Below are 16,613 nucleotides of genomic sequence, written 5' to 3' on the forward strand. Positions count from 1 at the left end.
CCCGCTCTCCGTCTTCGCAGCTATCTTCCAACTGCAAGTGACGATGAATCGCGGATGCCGTCTGGTTGGCTAGCTCTACGGATGCTTCGAGAAACACGTGTGATGGGTTTCGCAAGGGCTCAACCCATCCTACGGGCTCGGCGTAAGGTTTTCCCACGCTGTGCTCCCGCGGACGGTTCTGCTGGTTTGGTAAAATGGATCAAACCAAGGCGACGCATCGTGCAGGGAATCGGAGAGACTTGGCATTTCCTTCTTGTTGTCGTCGAATATCAATACAGTGAGCCCCTTATTTTTGTGCACTTTCTGCATCTTTTGCTGGATCAGGCAAGAAATATATAGCGCGGCGCCGTTCCAGTGGCTCTTGCCAAATGGCTGTCCATGGGAGCCATTGAGCGCAGCGTCAAAGTTCTGAAATGAAAACGCGACGGCGAAAATTCGAGCGCATTCGTCTGCGAGCGCACAAATGTTTTCGAGGAATTGTTTTCGCTCATCGGGACCGACTTTACTCCACCCGCCCTCTCCGTTGATCATTCGCTGAGTCTTGAGTTCAGTTCGAAGACCGGGATGCTGCGCAAGAATTACTGAAAGCCTCTCGTCAAATTCGCCCGTATATTTTCTAAGGCGGTAGGCATCTACAAGGACACCAGCCATCACGAACACCGAGCTGTGATCCCGCTCTCCCGATTCATCAACGTAGGCAAATTTCATCGGCGGTCCCCTTCCTGGTTCAAAGCCAATCCCAAGCGCCACCAGCGCCTACTAAGATTGTCATAGGTTGCACCGGAGATCACGAACGATCGGAGGATGACAACCACCGGAGAGCGACGTGCCAAGCTTGCCGCTGACTTGCGCGTTTGCGGCTCCGTTCGAAGGGTGTCTTTTGAAGTCACCTCTCGTTCGACACGCAAAAATGGAATCGCTGTGCTCCTGAAACGAGTCAGCTCTAAAAAATGCAATACGTATCAAATGGATAAGTCTTGGTGCTATCCATCAAATCTATAAAGACTTTCGCGTAGTGAGGACTTCCTCAGCGCGAACATTAAGCGGATAGGAGCAGCGGCGAGATAGCTTGAGGCAGTCGAAGCCCCAAAGCGCGCCGCTGTTGAGTTCGCAGCCCGCCCCCATTCCCCTTGAGCCTCACCCCGATTCGTGCGACCTCCGGCCCCAGCAAAACCCCTCATTTTTTGAGCCTTCGATGCACATTCTCCTGCTTGGTTCCGGCGGCCGCGAACATGCTCTGGCGTGGAAGATCGCAGGCAGCCCCCTGGTGACCAAACTCTGGTGCGCGCCCGGCAATGCCGGCATCGCGCGCGAGGCGGAGTGCGTGGCGCTCGATGTCGCCGACCATGGCGCCGTGATCGACTTCTGCAAAAAGAACGCGGTCGAACTGGTCGTGGTCGGCCCGGAGACGCCGCTGGCGGCCGGCATCGTCGATGATCTCACCGCCGCAGGCATCAAGGCGTTCGGGCCGAACAAGATCCCGGCGCAACTCGAAAGCTCCAAGGGCTTTACCAAGGCGCTCTGCACCGAATTCGGCATTCCCACGGGCGCCTACAAGCGCTTCACCAACGCCAAGGATGCGAGGGCCTACGTGCAGAGCCAGGGCGCGCCGATCGTGGTGAAGGCCGATGGCCTTGCCGCCGGCAAGGGTGTCGTCGTCGCGAAGTCAGTGCGCGAGGCCGAGGACGCCATCGCCATGATGTTCGAGGGCGCGTTTGGCGAGGCCGGCGCTGAGGTCGTGATCGAGGAGTTCCTGCCGGGCCGCGAGATCAGCTTCTTTGCGCTGTGCGACGGCGAGACCGCCATTCCGCTCGCTTCCGCGCAGGACCACAAGCGCGTGTTCGACCACGATGTCGGCCCGAACACCGGCGGCATGGGCGCCTATTCGCCGACGCCTTTGGTGACGCCTCAGGTCCACGACGCGATCATGGCCAAGATCATCCTGCCGACGGTCGCAGGCATGAAGCAGCGCGGCACGCCGTTCCGCGGTATCCTATATGCGGGGATCATGCTGACGACGCAGGGCCCGAAACTGTTCGAGTTCAACGTCCGCTTCGGCGACCCCGAATGCCAGGTGCTGATGCTGCGCATGATGTCTGACATCGTGCCGGCGTTCCTCGCCGCCTGCGACGGGCAGCTGAAGAATTTTGACCTGCGCTGGTACCCGGAGTCTGCACTCACGGTGGTGATGGCGGCGAAGGGCTATCCCGGCGACTACCAGAAGGGCACTGAGATCGAGGGGCTCGACGATGCGGCCAAGGTCGACACCGTCGAGATCTTCCACGCCGGCACGGTCGCGAAGGACGGCGCCATCCTCGCCAATGGCGGCCGCGTGCTCAACGTCTGCGCGCTGGGGGCGACCGTGGCCGAAGCGCAGGCGCGCGCCTATCAGGCCGTCGACCTGATACGCTGGCCGCAAGGCTTTTGCCGCCGCGACATCGGCTGGCAGGCGGTGGAAGCCGAGAAGGCGAGGGGCTAGCGCCGTCCCCGCCGGCGCGGACAGCGCGCCGCTCCGGAGCCCCGGTGCGCGGGCGCCATCACGGCGCCATCTCGACATCCCAGAAATGCGCAATCAGCGGATAGGGTTAGCCACCCCGCCGATGATACCGCTACTGTGCATGGGGTTGTTTTCGACTTTTGAGTGGGTGGAACTGATGTCCGATCTCGCCGACCTCTATCCCGGCTTCGCCTCCGAATGGATCAACACCTCGTTCGGCCGCATCTTCGCCCGCGTTGGCGGCAAGGGGCCGCCACTGCTGTTGCTGCACGGCTTCTCCGAGACGCATGTGATGTGGCACCGCGTCGCGCCTGATCTCGCCGACGCGTTCACGCTGATCATCGCCGACCTGCCTGGCTATGGCTGGTCCGACATGCCCGAGAGCGATGCGCTGCACATGCCCTACAGCAAGCGCGCGATGGCCAAGGTCATGGTCGAGATGATGGAGCGGCTCGGCCATGTCCACTTCGCGCTCGCCGGCCATGACCGCGGCGGCCGCGTGTCGTACCGGCTCGCGCTCGATCATCCCGGCCGGCTGTCGAAGCTCGCGGTGCTCGATATCCTGCCGACCTATAATTACTGGCAGCGCATGAACCGCGCCTATGCGCTGAAGATCTATCACTGGACGTTTCTGGCGCAGCCCGCACCGCTGCCGGAGACGTTGATCTCGGGCCAGGGCGAATTCTTCCTGCGCTTCAAGATGGCGAGCCAGACCAAGTCGAAGACGCTGGACGCGATCGACCCGCGCGCGCTCGAACACTATCTCGCCCCGTTCCGCGATCCCGCCCGCATCCACGCGATGTGCGAGGACTACCGCGCCGGGGCCTATATCGACTACGACCTCGACAAGGCCGATTTCGAGGCGGGCAAGAAGATCACCGTGCCGATGCTGGCGCTGTGGGGCGGCGCCGGCATCGCCCAGGCCGCCGCGACCCCGCTCGATGTCTGGAAGCAATGGGCGACCAACGTCGAGGGCCAGCCTGTCGATTCCGGCCATTTCCTCACCGAGGAGAACCCTGACGTCACCGCGAGGGCGCTGCTTTCGTTTTTCGCAGGCGGTTAACGCCGCTCGCGAAAGAACTCCTTGAGCAGCCGCGCCGCCTCGCTCTCGCCGACGCCGGAATAGACGTCCGGCGCGTGGTGGCAGGTCGGGGATGCAAAGAACCGCACGCCCGATTCGACCGCGCCGCCCTTGGGGTCGGCCGCGCCGTAATAGAGCCGGCGGACCCTTGCAAAGGAGATCGCGCCCGCACACATGGTGCACGGCTCCAAGGTCACGTAGAGGTCGCAGTCGACCAGGCGTTCGCTGCCGATCTTCTTTGCCGCCTCGCGCAGCGCAATGATCTCGGCGTGTCCCGTGGGGTCGTAGTCGGTCAGGGTCCGGTTGGCGGCGGTGGCGATCACCTCGTAATTGCGGACCACCACGCAGCCGATCGGAACTTCGCCCGCCTTTCCGGCATTTTCGGCCGTTTTGAGCGCCAAATCCATGAAAGAGGGGGCTTTCAAGCCTCGTATCATCCGAAGAAACCTGCTAGTAGCTGCGCCTTCAGCAGAAGTGCTTACGATTTTTGCCTGAGCATGCGGCTCGGAACGAGCGCGCATAATGCGTCTGGCCACCCCCTGAGTGAGATTATTCATGCCTCGCGACAGCGACAAAGACAACGATTCCCGCGGCCGGCGAGGCCCCCCCAAAGGCGGCCGCAGCGGCAAGCCGCGCGGTCCCGACAAGAAATTCGCCAAGCGCGGGTTCGAGGTCAAGAGCGGGGGACGGGGTGATCGTGACAGCCGCCCGCCCCGCGGCGACCGCGACAGCCGTCCCTTCCGCCGCCGCGAGGAGGGCGATGCGCCGCGCCGCGATTTTTCCGACCGTCCCCGCTTCAGGCGCGACGACCGTGACGGCGAGCGCAGCTTCAAGCCGCGCGGCGATCGTCCCTTCTCCGACCGCGGAGCGCGCGATGGCGAGAAGCGTTCCTTCAAGCCGCGCGGTGACCGTCCGTCCCATGGCCGCGACGACCGCCCGTCGCGCAGCCGGGACCGCGACGATGCCCGTCCCGCGGGTCGCTTCGGCGACAAGAAGTTCGGCGACAAGCGGCCCTATGCGCCGCGCGGCGATCGTGGCGAGCGCAAATTCGACGGCGAGCGGAAATTTTCGCGCGACCGTGGCGAGCGCAGCGATTCGAGGCCCTGGCAGAAGCGCGATGATCGTCCGCATGGCGACCGTCCGCGCAAGTCGTTCGACAAGGATTTCCGCGGCCGCGATCGCAGCGAGGAAAAGCCCTGGCGGCAGCGCGACGACCGTCGCGACGGCGGCCGTGGTGATGACCGTCCGCGCTTCTCGCGCTCACGCGATGATCGCGCCTCCGGCGATCGTCCGTTCCGCGATCGTCCAAAGTTTGACCGTTCGCGCGATGACCGTCCGAAGTTCGATCGTCCGCGCGAGCGGCCCGAGGGCCGCATGGACTGGCAGGAGCATCCGCGTAGCGAAGGCCGCTTTGGCGATCGTCCGCGTCGCGACAACGAGGACGACAGCAGGATTTTCGAGAAGCGTCCCGCCTTCGGCGGCCGTGGCGCCTATCGCGCGCGCGAGCGTGATTTCGAGGGAAGGCCGCGCCGCGAAGAGCCGCCGAAGCCGAAGAAGGCCGGGGAGCGCATCGCCAAGGCGTTGGCGCGCGCAGGCCTCGCCTCGCGCAGGGATGCCGAGGAGATGGTCACGCAGGGACGCGTCACCGTCAACGGCCGCGTGATCAATTCGCCGGCGCTGGACATCACCAAGAACGACGTCGTCCTGGTCGATGGCAAGCCGTTGCCGGAGCGCGAGCGCACGCGGCTGTTCCTCTATCACAAGCCGCGCGGGCTGATGACCACGCATGACGACCCCGAGGGTCGTCCGACCGTGTTCGACAATCTGCCCGAAGGCCTGCCGCGCCTGATCAGCGTCGGCCGGCTCGACTTCAACACTGAAGGCCTCTTGCTGCTCACCAATGACGGTGGCCTCGCTCGCACGCTCGAGCTGCCTGATACCGGCTGGTTGCGCCGCTACCGCGTCCGCGCCCATGGCGACGTTACCCAGGCGCAGCTCGATCAGCTCAAGGACGGCATCGAGGTCGAGGGCGTGAAATACGGTCCGATCGAAGCGACGCTGGAGCGTGACCAGGGCGCCAATGTCTGGCTGGTGTTCGCGATCCGCGAAGGCAAGAACCGCGAGGTGCGCAACGTCTGCGCCCATCTCGGGCTCGAGGTGAACCGGCTGATCCGCGTCTCCTACGGTCCGTTCCAGCTCGGCGAAGTGCCCGAGGGCCAGGTCGAGGAGATCCGCGCGCGCGTGCTGCGTGAGCAACTCGGCGACAAGGTGATCGAGAAGTCGGGCGCGCAATTCGACGTGCCGAAGAAGTCGTCAGGCGAGGGCGAGAAGACCTCCAAGCGCGCCGTGATCGCCGACCGCAAGGGACGCCGTGTGCTGGTGCAGCGCACCGGCAGCGACGAAGCGCGTGAGCGCAACGAGGAAGAGGCCAATGGCTACGGCCCGCCGCGTCGTCCCAAGCGCGGCTATCACGGCAAGCGCGATCTGACGCCGCGGGACGAATAGCATGCGCGTGGTCGGCGGCCGTTTAAAGGGGCGCAATCTCGCCTCACCGTCGTCGCGCGACATCCGTCCCACGGCGGATCGCCTGCGCGAGTCCGTGTTCAACATCCTCGTGCACGCCTATGACAACCCGATTCCGGACGCACGCGTGCTCGATCTCTTCGCCGGCACCGGCGCGCTCGGCATCGAAGCGTCCTCACGCGGCGCGAAGTTCACGCTGTTCGTGGACAACGGGGCTGAGGCGCGCGCGCTGCTGCGTAACAATGTCGAGTCGCTCGGGCTGGGCGGCGTCACCAAGGTTTATCGCCGCGACGCGACCGATCTCGGTCCCGCGCATCCCGTCGAGCCGTTCTCGCTGGTGTTTCTCGATCCACCCTATGGCAAGGGTTTTGCGGAGAAAGCGTTGGCGTCCTTGCGTGACGGCGGCTGGTTGACGCCAGATGCGCTGCTCGTCGTGGAAGAGGCGAAGGCAGCGCAGTTCGTCACGCCGGAGGGGTACGAGGAGCTGGAGCGACGGGCGTATGACGACACGGAATTTGTGTTTTTGCGTAGGGCGGATTAGCGCAGCGTAATCCGCCACTGTCTCCGTCCTCGGAGGCAGAAGAGGTGGATTACGCCTTCGGCTAATCCACCCTACGGCACCGTCATCGCCGCCCGAACAGCTTTTCCACATCGGCGAGCTTCAGCTCGACATAAGTCGGCCGGCCGTGATTGCACTGGCCGGAGTTCGGTGTTTCCTCCATCTCGCGGAGCAGGGCGTTCATCTCCTCGGGCCGCAAGCGGCGGCCGGCGCGCACCGAGCCGTGGCAGGCCATGGTCGCGGCGACGTGCATCAGGCGGCGCTCCAGCGGCAGAGCCTCATCCCATTCGGCCATGTGTTCGGAGAGATCGCGCAGCAGCCCGCCGGCGTTGGTCTTGCCGAGCAGCGACGGCGTCTCGCGCACCGCGACCGCGCCGGGGCCGAAGGATTCGATCGCAAGGCCGAATGAAACGAGCTCGTCGCTCCGCTCAAGCAGGCGCTCCACCGTGGCCTCGTCCATCTCGACGATCTCGGGGATCAAGAGGATCTGTCGCTGCACGCCGTTTTCCGCCATCGACGCCTTCAGCCGCTCGTAGACGATGCGCTCATGCGCGGCGTGCTGGTCGACGATGATCAGGCCGTCGCGGGTCTGCGACACGATATAGGTCTCGTGGAGCTGCGTACGCGCCGCGCCAAGCGGACGATCAACGAGATCGGTCACCGGCCGCGCTTCGAACCGCACGTCCGCGCTTGGTGCGCCAACGTCGAAGGCAGCCTGCGGGCGTTCGGCGAAGGCGGGCGCGGCGGAGCCTTCGAATGACGGCATCGGCGCAACCGGCGCGGATGGCGAAGCCCGCCAGTCCCAGCTTGCCGGTCGTTGCGGCGTAAAGGCGGGCCGGAACGACGACAATGCACTCTCGCCGCTGTTGGCGGCGGTGCGGCGTCCCTCGCGCGCGAGGCCTTCCTTCAGCCCGTGTACGATCAGCGCGCGCACAAGGCCGGCGTTGCGGAAGCGGACCTCGGTCTTGGCCGGATGCACATTGGCATCGACCTCGCGCGGATCGAGCGTGACGAACAGCGCCAGCACCGGATGCCGGTCGCGCGGCAGATAATCGGCATAGGCGCCGCGCACCGCCCCCAGGATCAGCTTGTCGCGGACGGGACGGCCGTTGACGAAGAGATATTGCCCGAGCGCGTTGGCTTTGGTGAGCGCAGGTGCCGCGGCGTATCCCGCGACGACGACTCCCTCGCGCTCGGCATGGACTTCGAAGGCGTGGCTGCGGAACTCCGCGCCGAGGATGTCGCCGAGTCGCGTCAGGCGCCCGGCCGCGCCGGGCAGCGCCGCGGCCCAGGTCACTGGTGCGCGCTCTTCGCCAGCCAGCGTGAAGGCGACATCGGGCCGCGCCATCGCGAGCCGCCGTACCACCTCGCGGATCGCCTCCGCCTCGGTGCGGTCGGTTTTCAGGAATTTCAGCCGCGCCGGCGTGGCATAGAAGAGATCGTTGACCTCCACGCGGGTGCCATGCGCGAGCGCGGCCGGCATGATCTCGGACTTCTCACCGCCCTCGACGGCAAGCGCCCAGGCATGCGGCTCGTTCGCATGCCGCGTGGTGATCGAGAGGCGCGCCACGGAGCCGATCGAGGGCAACGCCTCGCCGCGGAAGCCGAGGGTACGGATCTGCAGCAGGTCCTCATCGTCGAGCTTGGAGGTGGCATGTCGCTCGACAGCGAGCGCCAGGTCCCTCTGCGTCATCCCGCTGCCATCGTCGGTGATGCCAATCCGCCGCCGTCCACCGCCATCGGTGAACACGTCGATCCGGCTAGCCCCGGCATCGATGGCGTTCTCGACGAGTTCCTTGACCACGCTGGCCGGACGTTCGACCACCTCGCCGGCGGCGATGCGGTTGACGACCTGCTCTGGAAGCTGACGGACGGGCATGGAGCGACTCGAGGGAGCGTTCGGGCGCTCAATTTAGTCCCGCTTGCGCGCAATTGCATGGGGCAAGTCCCGGATGCCCACATCCCGGTTGATCCGGAACAGGCCCCTCAATCGTTCAGGCGACCGCCGCGTCCGGCCTTGACGTCGCTGCGACGCTTCTTGCCGTCGAGCCGGCGCTGTTTGGACGCGTAAGTCGGTCGCGTCGCGCGACGCGGTGTCGGCCGGATCATCGCCTCGGTCAGGATCTCAACGAGCCGGTCGACGGCGTCCTGCCGATTGCGCTCCTGGGTGCGGAAGCGCTGGGCGTGGATCACAATGACGCCGTCCTTGGTCATGCGCTGGCCGGCGACACGGGCGAGCCGGATCGCTGCATCTTCAGGGATGATCAGCTTGCGCGTGTCGAAGCGCAACTGGGCAGAGGTGGAGACCTTGTTGACGTTCTGCCCGCCCGGGCCGGAGGCGCGGACAAAGCCGATCTCGATGTCGTCCTCGTCGATGACGAGATCGCGGGATATCCGCAGCATGATGGCACCATTGATGATCTCAGGACATATCGCGGAACGTCCATGTTCGGCAATGGTACTCTGGAAGCGCAAATGGCCGGGCGAACCCGGCCATTTCAGGAAACGTGAGGTGACGTCAGTTCGACTTGGTGGCCGGTGCCGCGGCCGGCTGCGCCGCAGCCTGGGGCGCGCGGCCGACGACGACGGTCAGGAGGCCCTGGCTCCAGAGCCGCTTGGCGGCGGCTTTGGCGTCATCGAGCGTCACCGCGTCGACGATGGCGTTGCGCTTCTCGATGTAGTCGATCGGCAGCTTGTCCTGTTGATATTGCAGCAGCGCCTGCGCGAGCTTGGAGGAGGTGTCCAGCGCAAGCATCTGCGAGCCCTTGAGATAGGACTTGGCCTCGTCGAGCTCTTGCTGGGTCGGGCCCTCGTCGGCGATGCGACGCACTTCCTTCTCGATCGCGTCGATGGTGTCGCCGGCACGGTCCGCGCGGGTACCGGTGTTGCCGATGAAGACTGCCGAATGCTCCATCCAGAGCAGCGATTCGAACACGGAGTAAGCAAGCCCGCGCTTCTCGCGGACCTCGCGATAGAGCCGCGAGGACAGGCCGCCGCCACCGAGGATGTGGTTGACGACATAGGCCGCCATGAAATTCGGATCATCGCGCATCACGCCGGGTCCACCGAAGGTGATGACGGTCTGCGGCACGTCGAGCGGCACGAAGGCGCGCTGCGGGGGCTTTGCGGCCTCGACGTCGGGGACCGGCACGAGATTGGCCTTGGCAGGCAAGGCCCCAAACGTGTGATCGAGCAGCTTGCCCAGCGTGGCCGGATCGACGTCACCCACCACCGCGAACTTCAGCGTGTCCTTGGCGAGGACGCGCCCGACATAATCCTTCATGTCGGCGACCGTGATCGTCGGCACGCTCTCGAGCGTGCCGTTGGTCTGCCGTCCATAGGGGTGATCGCCGAACGCCATCTCCAGGAATTTTTTGCTCGCAAGCGAGGTCGGGTTGGTGGTGTCGCGGCGCAGGCCCGAGATGACCTGTGAGCGGATGCGCTCGACGTCAACAGGGTCGAAATGCGGCGAGGTCAGTGAGGATCGCAACAGGTCGAAGGCTTCGTCCTTGTTGTCGCGCAGCATGCGCAAGCTGCCGCGGAAGGTGTCGCGGGTGGCGCTGAAGGAGAGCTCGATGGCACGGCGGTCGAGCCGCTCATGGAACGTCTTGGAATCGAGGTCGCCGGAGCCCTCGTCGAGAAGGTCGCCGACAAGATTGGCGACGCCGGGCTTCTCCTTGGGATCCTGTGCGGAGCCACCCGCAAAGGAATATTCCATGGCGATCAGCGGCACGGTCGCGTCCTGGACGAACCACGCCTCGATGCCGCCGGGCGAGACCAGATGCTGGATCTTCGCAGCGGCCTGCGACGGCGAGATCGCGGTCATAGCGAGTGCCGCACCGGTGACGAACGACAACACGAAATGGCGTGCGCGAAGAAAAGAATGGGTCACGAACGCTTCTCCTCCCGCTTGGCAGCGGTGCTGGTGTCCTTGATCAGATAGCCGGTCACCGAGCGCTTCTTCTGCAGCCATTTTTGCGCAGCTTCGCGGACCTGCTCGGCGGTGACGGCGCGGATGCGGTCGGGCCAGCTTCTGATGTCCTCGATCGACAGGCCCGTGGTGAGTGCGCCGCCATACCAGCGCGCCAGCACGGCCTGGTTGTCCTGGGCGTAGATCGCTTCCGCGATCAGCTGGGTCTTGACGCGCTCGAGATCCTCGGCACGGATCGGATTCTGCGCAACGTCCGCGATGACGCCGTCGATCACTTGCTCGACCTCGGCAAAGCTGACACCCGACTTCGGCGAAGCCGAGATCGCGAACTGCGTCGGGTCGAGCGAGATGCTGGAATAGCTCGCGCTGGCGGAGACAGCGAGCGGCTTGTCGACGACGAGCGCGCGGTAGAGATAGGAGTTGCTGCCGCTCCCCATCAACTGCGCCAGCACGTCGAGCGCGGCACTTTCTCCGGCCGCGGCGGTGGTCGCCGAGGGCACCAGATAATAGCGGCGCAGGCTCGGCTGCTCGACGCGCGGGTCGGACAGCGTGACGGTGCGCGGTGCGACCGGTTCCGGCTCCTGCGGGCGGATGCGACGTGCAGGGATCGCGGGCTGCGACGGGATCGGGCCGAAATTGCGCTCGACCAGCGGCCGTACGTCGGCAGCCTCGACATCGCCGGCGATCACCAGGATCGCGTTGTTCGGTGCGTAGAAGCGGCGGTAGAAGGCGAGCGCGTCCTCGCGATTGAGCTTTTCGATCTCCTGATGCCAGCCGATCACCGGCCGGCCGTAGGGATGATTGAGATAGAGCGCGGCCATGATCTGTTCGTTGAGGCGCGCGTCGGGACTGTTTGCGACGCGCATGTTGTACTCTTCGAGCACGACATCGCGTTCGGGCAGCACGTTCTCGTCCTTGAGGATCAGGCCAGTCATGCGATCGGCCTCAAACTCCATCATGGTCGGGAGCTGCTCTTTCGGCACGCGCTGGTAGTAGTCGGTGTAATCGACCGACGTCGAGGCATTTTCGTTGCCGCCGACGCGGAGCACGGTCTTGGAGAATTCGCCGACCGGATGTTTCTCGGTACCCTTGAACATGAGATGTTCGAGGAAGTGGGCGAGACCGGATTTGCCCGGCGTCTCGTCGGCCGATCCGACCTTGTACCAGATCATCTCCGTGACAACGGGCGTGCGGTGGTCCGGGATCACCACGACCTGGAGGCCGTTGCTGAGCGTGAAGCTGGCGGGCGGGGCGGACGTGACCGTCGTCTGGGCGAATGCGCTGCCGACCTCGAGGGCAGATGTCGAGAGCAGCGCGGCGAAGAGGCAGGCAATCGATCGGTGTGAGGACATCACGATCCCTATGAAAGCCCGAACCCTCAAGTCCGGGCGTGAAAGCACGGCATGCTACGCCGCGCGGCTTTGAGCTTCGGGTCACGAAGCAGAGAACGCGGTCGAGTTGTACTTAAAAATAAGTCATCTGCCGCATCCGGCCGACACCGGATGTTGCGGCGTGCGCGCGCCTTCGTGCGACAGACAAGGAGCTTACTGCACCTTTTCCTTACCCGACTGGATGTCGTAATAGGTCTTCCGCGTCGTGTCCTCTCCGGAGCCATAGACGTAGTTCGGCGAAGGCGTCTGATATCCGGGCGGCGGCTCGACCAGCGATTCGCGCGGCGGCTCGCTCGTGAATGGCTTCGACTCCGGTTTGTTGCCCTTGAACATACCCCACAGACCGCCGGTATAACCGAGCTGGGCCGGGCTGAGCGTCGGGTTGGTGCCGTTGGTCCCCGGCTGGAGCGGATCGGCGCTGGACTTTTCGGCGGCGGCGGTCTTGTGGGCGTTCAACTCAGCGGGCGACAGCGGCTGGATATCCTTCAAATACTGCTGCTGAGGTGACCTGGTGCCCGCCTTCTTCCGCAGGGCGATAGCCTCCTGACGACGCTTCTCGTCGGGATCCTTCGGCCAGTTCGGCGCGTTCTTGGCTTCAGAGCTGGGCGGCGGCAGGTCGAGCTTGGGCGGCACCACCAGCGGTGATCGTTCGCGGTACTCGATGCCCTTCTTCTCCATGCCCTTGGCGCCGAGGCCGGACATCAAATTGTCGATGAGCTTCTCTTCGAAGGTCATGTCGTCGTCATCGTCATCGTCGCCGGCGCGGACCGGGCCCGCGGACATGACGAGACCAATGCCAAGTGCGACGGCTGACAATTTCAGCGCCAGCCAAAGTCCCCGCCGGGAGTCTCGACCCATCGAACCGCTGGTCTCGGAGCTGCGCATTCCTGTAACCTGTTCCATATTGTGGCAGTCTTGAACTGTGCAAATCTTGGAGAGCAAGCCTTGTCGCGTCTCGCGCGACCACCCCTCGCCAAGCGAGGTTCCGCCTCCGTTCCGTATCGACCGGGATCAGGGCGCTTTTGCGGCGGGTACCCCCAAGAAGGAATCATACAATAGGGCCGCCACACCAGCAACGATAGCCACGTCCGCGAGGTTGAAGACGTACCAATCATAGGTATTTCCGGCGATTTCGATGTGGAACAGGGCGAAGTCGACCACCGCGCCGTAGGCCAGGCGGTCGATGCCGTTGCCGATGGCGCCACCGATGATCAGGCCCAGCGCGACCGTCGCGAGCCGGGTCTGCGACCGCGCCATCCAGATCGCCAGTGCGATCACCGCGACGACCTTCACCGCCATCAGTGCGATCTGCGCCGAATGGCTGTCGTTCTGCAGCCAGCCGAAGCTGATCCCGATATTCCAGGCCAGCACGAGGTCGAAGAAGGGCGTCACCTTCACCACGCCCTTGCGGGCGAGGTCGAAGCCGTTCAGCAGCCAGAGCTTCGAGGCCTGATCGGCCACGAGGGTCAGCACGGCCGCGATGATGCCGGCGCGGAGCGGGGTCATGGCCGGTCGATCAGATGCTCGAGCCCAACGCCTTCCATTCGCGCAGCGCCTTGGCGTCGCGCGGGGTGACGTCGGGATATTCAGCGTCCTCGCCGACGGCAGGCGATATCTTCCAGGAGCGGGCGCATTTGGTGCCGACGGCCTTCTCCACCACGATCGCAACCCCCGGTACCGCGTCGAGACGGAACGCACTGGCCGGCGCCTCGCCCTCGCGCACCTCGTAATTCGAGGTGATGCAGATCTCGGCGAGATCTGTGTCGAACAGCGTCGCCAGCATGTCGCGGTCGGCGACATAGATCACCGGCGCGGCCTCGAGCGAGGAGCCGATGTTCTTGGCGGCGCGTTCAAGCTCCAGCGCGCCGGTGACGACGCGGCGGACATTGCGGATGGTTTCCCATTTCGCGGCGAGCTTCTCGTCGCGTAGCTTTTCGAGACCTTCCGGGAACAGCGTCAAATGCACCGACGGTTCCGCATCCGGCCTGTACATCCGCCAGGCTTCTTCCGCAGTGAAGCTCAGAACCGGCGCCAGCCATTTCAGGATTGAATTGCACAGCAGGTCGATCGTGGTCAGCGCCGCTTTGCGTGTCGCCGAGGACGGCGGATCGCAATAGAGGGTGTCCTTGCGGATATCGAAGTAGAACGCCGAGAGTTCGGTGTTCATGAAAGCGGACAGCGTCGCGACCACGCTCTTGAAGTCGAACGTCTCGTAGGCCTTGCCGACCAGCTCGGCGCGAACCGCGAGTTCGTGCAGCATCAGCCGCTCAAGCTCGGGCATCGCGGCAGGCGCGACGGCCTCGGTCGGCTTATAGTGATGAAGCGTGCCGAGCATCCAGCGCACGGTGTTGCGCAGCTTGCGGTAGGTCTCGACGGTGTTTTTCAGGATTTCGGGGCCGATGCGCTGGTCGTCGGTGTAGTCGCAGGACGCAACCCAAAGCCGCAGGATGTCGGCGCCGGATTCCTTGATGACGGCCTGCGGTTCAATGGTGTTGCCGAGCGACTTCGACATCTTGCGGCCGTCCTCGGCCTGGGTGAAGCCGTGGGTCAGCACGATGTCGTAGGGCGCGCGGCCGCGCGTGCCGCAGCTCTCCAGCAGCGAAGAGTGGAACCAGCCGCGATGCTGGTCCGAGCCTTCGAGATACATCACGGTATCGGTGCCGCCGTCGACCTTGCGTTTGATGCCGGCCAGGCCGGGGAATTGCACGGGGTCTTCGAGCACGAAGGCGTGGGTCGAGCCGGAATCGAACCAGACGTCGAGAATGTCGTCGACCTTCTGCCAATCCTCGCCAGCACGCGATCCAAGGAAGCGTTCCCGCGCACCTGTCGCATACCAGGCGTCCGCGCCTTCCTTCGCGAAGGCGTCGCCGATGCGGGTGTTGACGGCCTCATCCTGCAGGATCTCGGCCGAGCCGTCGCCCTTTTCGCGGACGAACACGGCGATCGGCACGCCCCAGGCGCGCTGGCGTGAGATCACCCAGTCGGGCCGGGCCTCGATCATGCCGTTGATGCGGTTCTCTCCTGACGGTGGCACCCACTGCGTCACCGAGATCGCGTGCAGTGCGCGGGCGCGCAGCGTGTCGCCGGACTTGGTCGTGCCGTTTGCGGCAATATCCTTGTCCATCGCGATGAACCATTGTGGCGTGTTGCGGAAGATCACCGGCTTCTTCGAACGCCATGAGTGCGGATATTGGTGCTTGAGCCGGCCGCGCGCGAGCAGCTTGCCGTTCTCGACGAGCGCCTTGATCACGGCCTCGTTGGCGTCGCCCTTCTCGCCCTTGTCGGTGATGACGCGCTTGCCCGTGAAGCCGGGTGCCTGGTCGGTATAGGCGCCGTTCTCGTCGACGGTATAGGGGATCGCGCTGTTGATGCCGCGGGCGTCGAGCTCCCGCGTATTCGCCATCCAGACGTCGAAGTCCTCACGGCCGTGACTGGGCGCGGTGTGCACGAAGCCGGTGCCGGTGTCGTCGGTGACATGGTCGCCGGACAGCAGCGGCACGATGAACTCGTAGCCACCGGCGAGCCCCTTGAGCGGATGCGCGCATTCGATTGCATCCATGGTGTCGCCTGGGATGTCGCGAACCTTCTCGAAAGCGGCCACGCGCGCCTGCTTGAACACCTCCTCAGCGAGCGCGTCAGCCAGGATCAGGAGATCGCCGGTCCTGGCCCAATTGTCCGCGGGCGCGTCGGTCACCTTGTAGAGGCCGTAGCCGATCTTCGGCGAGAACGAGATGGCGCGGTTGCCGGGCAGGGTCCAGGGTGTCGTGGTCCAGATCACGACGCTTGCGGTAGCGAGCGCGCCATGGGCGGGCGAGATAACCGGGAATTTCACCCAGACCATGTCGGACGTGTAGTCCTCGTACTCGACTTCGGCCTCGGCGAGCGCAGTCTTTTCGACGACGCTCCACATCACCGGCTTGGAGCCGCGATAGAGCGTGCCGTTGGCGGCGAACTTCATCAGTTCGCGGGCGATCTGCGCTTCCGCCGGATAATTCATGGTGGCGTAGGGATGAGCCCAGTCGCCGATCACGCCGAGCCGTTTGAACTCCTCGCGCTGCACGTTGAGCCAGTGCGTGGCGTAGGCGCGGCACTCCTTCCGGAAATCGATCATCGCGGCGCTGTCGCGGAAGTCGGGCTTCTGCTTGCCCTTCTTGCGATAGTTTTCCTCCTCGACCTTCCATTCGATGGGCAGGCCGTGGCAGTCCCAGCCGGGCACATAGTTGGAATCGAAGCCGAGCATCTGCTGGCTCTTGGTAACGAGATCCTTGAGGATCTTGTTCAGCGCCGTGCCGATATGGATGTTGCCGTTGGCGTAGGGCGGCCCGTCGTGCAGCACGAACTTGGCCCGGCCTTTCGCGCCGTCCCGCAGCTTCTCGTAGAGGCCGATCTCGTACCAGCGCTCGAGGATCTCCGGTTCGCGCTGGGGCAGGCCGGCACGCATCGGGAATTCGGTCTGCGGCAGGAACAGGGTCTTCGAATAGTCTTTGGCTTCGGACTTTGGGGACTTTTGCGACTTTTCGGACATGAGGCTGACTGGCTCGGAATGGCGCGGAAACGGATGGCGATGCGGAATCGCGGGGTGAAACGACAAAATCCCGGTCTTGCGCCGAGCCTTGAGGCTCAGGCGGAAG

At 64.6% G+C, this 16,613-nt stretch carries 13 protein-coding genes; 4 read left to right on the plus strand and 9 right to left on the minus strand.

The features are described from left to right. Positions 1-129: 129 nt before the first annotated feature. Positions 130-708, minus strand: coding sequence for a DUF3800 domain-containing protein (locus BM222_RS18455; protein WP_092230027.1), 579 nt, complete (start codon positions 706-708; stop codon positions 130-132). 487 nt (positions 709-1,195) lie between these two features. Here BM222_RS18455 and purD point away from each other — a divergent pair, with 487 nt between their 5' ends. Continuing rightward, positions 1,196-2,479 (plus strand): phosphoribosylamine--glycine ligase, encoded by a 1,284-nt coding sequence (purD, locus tag BM222_RS18460; protein WP_092230028.1) that lies wholly within the window; start codon positions 1,196-1,198, stop codon positions 2,477-2,479. A 175-nt stretch (positions 2,480-2,654) separates the two neighbouring features. After that, complete coding sequence (locus BM222_RS18465) at positions 2,655-3,560, plus strand: alpha/beta fold hydrolase (RefSeq protein WP_092230030.1); 906 nt, start codon at positions 2,655-2,657, stop codon at positions 3,558-3,560. Here the strand turns inward: BM222_RS18465 and BM222_RS18470 are convergent. After that, entirely contained in the window at positions 3,557-4,015 is a 459-nt protein-coding gene (locus BM222_RS18470) for a nucleoside deaminase (RefSeq protein ID WP_092230031.1), read from the minus strand. The two genes, BM222_RS18465 and BM222_RS18470, sit on opposite strands and share 4 nt — an antisense overlap. Before the next feature lie 118 nt (positions 4,016-4,133). Between BM222_RS18470 and BM222_RS18475 the strand changes: the two genes are divergently transcribed. Together BM222_RS18475 and rsmD are read left to right on the plus strand one after the other, a co-directional pair. Then, complete coding sequence (locus tag BM222_RS18475) at positions 4,134-6,083, plus strand: pseudouridine synthase (protein WP_177243306.1); 1,950 nt, start codon at positions 4,134-4,136, stop codon at positions 6,081-6,083. Position 6,084: 1 nt separating this feature from the next. After that, positions 6,085-6,642: a 16S rRNA (guanine(966)-N(2))-methyltransferase RsmD gene (rsmD, locus tag BM222_RS18480; protein ID WP_092230035.1), complete on the plus strand. Its 558-nt coding sequence runs from the start codon at positions 6,085-6,087 to the stop codon at positions 6,640-6,642. Between the two features lie 82 nt (positions 6,643-6,724). On the opposite strand, the gene mutL is transcribed toward rsmD, so the two are convergent. From mutL to ileS, 7 genes are all read right to left on the minus strand, one after another. Beyond that, complete coding sequence (gene mutL, locus BM222_RS18485; RefSeq protein ID WP_092230036.1) at positions 6,725-8,539, minus strand: DNA mismatch repair endonuclease MutL; 1,815 nt, start codon at positions 8,537-8,539, stop codon at positions 6,725-6,727. Positions 8,540-8,646: 107 nt separating this feature from the next. Further along, positions 8,647-9,063 (minus strand): alternative ribosome rescue aminoacyl-tRNA hydrolase ArfB, encoded by a 417-nt coding sequence (gene arfB, locus BM222_RS18490; RefSeq protein ID WP_092230199.1) that lies wholly within the window; start codon positions 9,061-9,063, stop codon positions 8,647-8,649. A 115-nt stretch (positions 9,064-9,178) separates the two neighbouring features. Further along, entirely contained in the window at positions 9,179-10,552 is a 1,374-nt protein-coding gene (locus tag BM222_RS18495; protein WP_177243307.1) for a M16 family metallopeptidase, read from the minus strand. Continuing rightward, positions 10,549-11,943 carry a M16 family metallopeptidase gene (locus BM222_RS18500; protein ID WP_092230038.1) on the minus strand — a complete coding sequence of 465 codons (1,395 nt, stop codon included), beginning with the start codon at positions 11,941-11,943 and terminating at the stop codon, positions 10,549-10,551. Before BM222_RS18500 ends, BM222_RS18495 begins: the two co-directional genes overlap by 4 nt. Before the next feature lie 192 nt (positions 11,944-12,135). Beyond that, positions 12,136-12,867: a hypothetical protein gene (locus BM222_RS18505; protein WP_092230201.1), complete on the minus strand. Its 732-nt coding sequence runs from the start codon at positions 12,865-12,867 to the stop codon at positions 12,136-12,138. A gap of 126 nt (positions 12,868-12,993) precedes the next feature. Beyond that, complete coding sequence (gene lspA, locus BM222_RS18510; RefSeq protein ID WP_092230040.1) at positions 12,994-13,488, minus strand: signal peptidase II; 495 nt, start codon at positions 13,486-13,488, stop codon at positions 12,994-12,996. A gap of 10 nt (positions 13,489-13,498) precedes the next feature. Beyond that, positions 13,499-16,507, minus strand: coding sequence for an isoleucine--tRNA ligase (gene ileS / locus BM222_RS18515; protein ID WP_092230042.1), 3,009 nt, complete (start codon positions 16,505-16,507; stop codon positions 13,499-13,501). Positions 16,508-16,613 lie beyond the last annotated feature (106 nt).

It is taken from the genome of Bradyrhizobium sp. Gha (assembly GCF_900113735.1).
Classification (GTDB): Bacteria; Pseudomonadota; Alphaproteobacteria; order Rhizobiales; family Xanthobacteraceae; genus Bradyrhizobium.

Excerpts from the sequence above, each read along its gene's own strand:
- BM222_RS18505 (WP_092230201.1), bottom strand. The coding sequence starts at position 12,867 with ATGCGCAGCTCCGAGACCAGCGGTTCGATGGGTCGAGACTCCCGGCGG.
- rsmD (WP_092230035.1), top strand. The coding sequence starts at position 6,085 with ATGCGCGTGGTCGGCGGCCGTTTAAAGGGGCGCAATCTCGCCTCACCG.
- BM222_RS18475 (WP_177243306.1), top strand. The coding sequence starts at position 4,134 with ATGCCTCGCGACAGCGACAAAGACAACGATTCCCGCGGCCGGCGAGGC.
- arfB (WP_092230199.1), bottom strand. The coding sequence starts at position 9,063 with ATGCTGCGGATATCCCGCGATCTCGTCATCGACGAGGACGACATCGAG.
- BM222_RS18465 (WP_092230030.1), top strand. The coding sequence starts at position 2,655 with ATGTCCGATCTCGCCGACCTCTATCCCGGCTTCGCCTCCGAATGGATC.
- BM222_RS18500 (WP_092230038.1), bottom strand. The coding sequence starts at position 11,943 with ATGTCCTCACACCGATCGATTGCCTGCCTCTTCGCCGCGCTGCTCTCG.
- mutL (WP_092230036.1), bottom strand. The coding sequence starts at position 8,539 with ATGCCCGTCCGTCAGCTTCCAGAGCAGGTCGTCAACCGCATCGCCGCC.
- BM222_RS18470 (WP_092230031.1), bottom strand. The coding sequence starts at position 4,015 with ATGATACGAGGCTTGAAAGCCCCCTCTTTCATGGATTTGGCGCTCAAA.
- lspA (WP_092230040.1), bottom strand. The coding sequence starts at position 13,488 with ATGACCCCGCTCCGCGCCGGCATCATCGCGGCCGTGCTGACCCTCGTG.
- BM222_RS18455 (WP_092230027.1), bottom strand. The coding sequence starts at position 708 with ATGAAATTTGCCTACGTTGATGAATCGGGAGAGCGGGATCACAGCTCG.
- purD (WP_092230028.1), top strand. The coding sequence starts at position 1,196 with ATGCACATTCTCCTGCTTGGTTCCGGCGGCCGCGAACATGCTCTGGCG.
- ileS (WP_092230042.1), bottom strand. The coding sequence starts at position 16,507 with ATGTCCGAAAAGTCGCAAAAGTCCCCAAAGTCCGAAGCCAAAGACTAT.